1 pseudogene is annotated in these 1486 nt (G+C 61.7%); it reads right to left on the bottom strand.

The features are described from left to right. A pseudogene (locus ACXJ7R_RS32410) lies at positions 1–1374 on the bottom strand (DNA-directed RNA polymerase subunit beta'); the annotation flags it as partial. Between the last annotated feature and the right edge of the window lie 112 nt (positions 1375–1486).

The following is a 1486-nucleotide window of genomic DNA, read 5'->3' as shown; positions in this document are numbered from 1 at the left end:
GGCCGTGCAGACCAGCGGGTGAAGCTGGATCGCCTTGCCTTCGATCAGGATCGGCTCGAACGCCTGGATGCCGAGACGGTGCAGCGTCGGCGCACGGTTCAGGAGCACCGGATGCTCGCGGATGACCTCGTCGAGGATATCCCAGACTTCCGGACGTTCCTTCTCGACCAGCTTCTTGGCCTGCTTGACGGTCGAGGAGTAACCCTTGGCGTCGAGACGGGCGTAGATGAAGGGCTTGAACAGTTCGAGCGCCATCTTCTTCGGCAGGCCGCACTGGTGCAGCTTGAGCTCCGGACCGGTCACGATGACCGAGCGGCCGGAATAGTCGACGCGCTTGCCGAGCAGGTTCTGACGGAACCGGCCCTGCTTGCCCTTGAGCATGTCGGACAGCGACTTCAGCGGGCGCTTGTTGGCGCCGGTGATGACGCGGCCGCGACGGCCGTTGTCGAACAGCGCATCGACGGCTTCCTGCAGCATGCGCTTTTCATTGCGCACGATGATGCCCGGGGCGCGCAGCTCGATCAGCCGCTTCAGACGGTTGTTGCGGTTGATGACGCGGCGATAGAGATCGTTGAGATCCGAGGTGGCGAAACGGCCGCCGTCCAGCGGGACGAGCGGACGCAGGTCCGGCGGGATCACCGGAACCACTTTCATGATCATCCATTCCGGACGGTTGCCGGATTCCATGAAGTTCTCGACGACCTTGAGCCGCTTCAGATACTTCTTCTGCTTCAGCTCGGAGGTGGTCGAAGCCAGTTCCGTACGCAGGTCGCCGGCGATCTTCTCCAGGTCCATGCCGGCCAGAAGGTCATGGATGGCCTCGGCGCCGATCATGGCGGTGAAGCTGTCCTCGCCATACTCGTCGACGGCGATCATGTACTCTTCCTCGCTGAGCAGCTGGTGCTCCTTCAGCGCGGTGAGGCCAGGCTCGGTGACGATGTAGTTCTCGAAGTAGAGGACCCGCTCGATGTCCTTCAGGGTCATGTCGAGCAGCGTGCCGATGCGCGACGGCAGCGACTTCAGGAACCAGATGTGGGCGACGGGCGCTGCGAGCTCGATATGGCCCATGCGCTCGCGGCGGACGCGCGACAGCGTGACTTCGACGCCGCACTTCTCGCAGATGACGCCCTTGTACTTCATGCGCTTGTACTTGCCGCACAGGCACTCATAGTCCTTGATCGGGCCAAAAATGCGCGCGCAGAACAGACCGTCACGCTCCGGCTTGAAGGTGCGGTAGTTGATGGTCTCCGGCTTCTTGATCTCGCCGAACGACCAGGACAGAATCTTCTCAGGGCTGGYGAGCGATATCCGGATGGAATCGAACACCTGTGCCGGCGCCTGGGGATTGAAGAGATTCATGACCTCTTGGTTCATGCCGTTCTCCTTTTCGGGGTCCTCGAAAACCCCTTGCATCTAGTCGCGAGCCAAACGCCCGCCGTCTTTGTCGGCCACTGGCCGTCGAATACTTCTTGGTTGAGCATGACCC

This window comes from Mesorhizobium sp. P5_C1, assembly GCF_054049815.1.
The sequence above is the reverse complement of the archived record's forward strand: the minus strand, read 5'-3'. Positions and strand labels throughout refer to the sequence as shown.